2 protein-coding genes are annotated in these 2,084 nt (G+C 64.3%); both read right to left on the reverse strand.

Annotated elements, in window-relative coordinates; translation table 11 throughout:
- The coding region (locus EN994_RS28705) for a DUF305 domain-containing protein (protein WP_127308019.1) at positions 1 to 304 on the reverse strand (304 nt) is incomplete at its 3' end.
- A gap of 43 nt (positions 305 to 347) precedes the next feature.
- A partial coding sequence (locus tag EN994_RS28710) for a copper-translocating P-type ATPase (RefSeq protein WP_164746291.1) occupies positions 348 to 2,084 on the reverse strand: 1,737 nt, incomplete at its 5' end.

The following is a 2,084-nucleotide window of genomic DNA, read 5'->3' on the forward strand; positions in this document are numbered from 1 at the left end:
TTTCCGGGTCCTTGCCATTGGCAAGTTCAACCTTGGCCATGTCGATCGCACCCTGATGGTGCGGGATCATGCCTCTGACGAAATCGACGTCGGCATTGCCGGTATAGTCGGACGCCATCATGTCGGCATGCATCTTGTCCATCGCCGCCTTGTAGCCTTCCGTCGAAGGACTGGTCGCGTCCGTCGCCATAGCGCCCATGTCGTGTTTCATCTCTTCGCTCTGCGCCGGAACGCTTTCGAGGAAGACGGCAACCAGCATTCCGGCCGCCATCAGCAGCAGCACGAGTTTTTTGGCGAAGGTCATACATGGTCTCCTGTTGGATGGGTTTCGTATTTGGGGGCTTGGATCAGAGTTTCAATGTTCTCAGCCGCAATGCGTTTGCGATCACCGACACCGAGGACAGGCTCATCGCCGCCGCTGCCAGCATCGGCGACAGCAGCGTGCCGGTGAGCGGATAGAGCACGCCGGCGGCGACCGGCACGCCAAGCACGTTGTAGAGGAAGGCAAAGAACAGGTTCTGGCGGATGTTGCGGATCGTCGCCTGAGCCAGCGTGCGCGCCCGCACGATGCCGTTGAGGTCGCCTTTGACCAAGGTGATGCCGGCGCTTTCGACGGCGACATCGGCGCCGGTGCCCATGGCGATGCCGACATCGGCGGCGGCAAGGGCCGGTGCATCGTTGACGCCGTCGCCGGCCATGGCAACGCCGGTGCCTTTTGCGCGCAGTTCCTCGACAAGGGCTGCCTTCTGTTCCGGCAGCAGGCCGGCGCGGACCTCGTCGATGCCGAGGCTTCTGGCGATCGCGTTGGCCGTGCGTTCATTGTCGCCGGTCGCCATGATGATCCGCAAGCCGCTTTCATGCAGCGCCTTGATCGCCTCGGCCGTCGTTGTCTTGATAGGGTCGGCGACGGCGACGATGCCGGCCAGTTTTTTGTCGACAGCAACGAACATCGCCGTCTTGCCTTCGAGTTGCAGCGCCTCGGCCTTGGCCGAGATGGATGCGATGTCGACGCCAAGGTCGGCCATCATCGCGGCGTTCCCGAGCGCGACCGTCTTTCCCGAGACCGAACCGGACACACCCTTCCCGGTGACCGCCTCGAAGCCGCTGGCCTCTGCAACGGTCACGCCGCGCGTAGCGGCGCCGTCAACGATGGCTTCAGCCAGCGGATGCTCCGAGCCTTTCTCCAGGCCCGCGGCAAGCGCCAGCAATTCGTCTTCGGAAAAGCCGTTTGCCGTGACGACATCGGTCAGCTTCGGCCGGCCTTCGGTCAGCGTCCCCGTTTTGTCGACGATCAGCGTGTCGACGGAAGCGAAGCGTTCGAGTGCTGCGGCTTCCTTGATCAGCACGCCGGCATGCGCCCCGCGCCCGGTGGCGGTCATGATCGACATCGGCGTGGCGAGGCCGAGCGCACAGGGACAAGCGATGATCAGCACCGACACCGCCGAGACGATGGCAAAGATCAGGCTGGGCTCGGGTCCAAACACGGCCCAAGCGATGAAGGCGACAATCGCGACAAGGACGACGGCCGGGACAAAGTAGAAAGAAACGCGATCAGCCAACCCTTGGATCGGGGCGCGCGAGCGCTGCGCCTTGGCGACGAGCTCGACGATGCGCGCCAGCGTCGTCTCGGCGCCGACCTTCTCAGCGCGCATGATCAGCGCACCATTCTTGTTGAGCGTGCCGCCGGTCAGCGCATCGCCCTCGACCTTCTCGACCGGCAACGGCTCGCCCGTGATCATCGATTCGTCGAGCGAGGACCGTCCTTCCAGCACCGTGCCATCGACCGGCACGGCGTCACCGGGGCGTATGCGCAGGCGATCGCCGGCCTTGACGGCGGCGAGGGGCACGTCGTTTTCGGAACCATCGGCGGCGATCAGCCGCGCTGTCTTCGGTGCGAGATCGAGCAAGGCGCGGATCGCCGAGCCGGTCTTTTCACGGGCGCGCAGCTCCAGCACCTGGCCAAGGAAGACCAGCGCGACGATGACGGCGGCAGCCTCGAAATAAACCGGCACCGCACCGCCATGGCCGCGGAACTGATGCGGAAAGATATCCGGAAACAGCGTGGCGACGACGCTGTAGAGATA

This window comes from Mesorhizobium sp. M7A.F.Ca.CA.002.09.1.1 (genome assembly GCF_003998555.1).
GTDB lineage: Bacteria > Pseudomonadota > Alphaproteobacteria > Rhizobiales > Rhizobiaceae > Mesorhizobium > Mesorhizobium ciceri.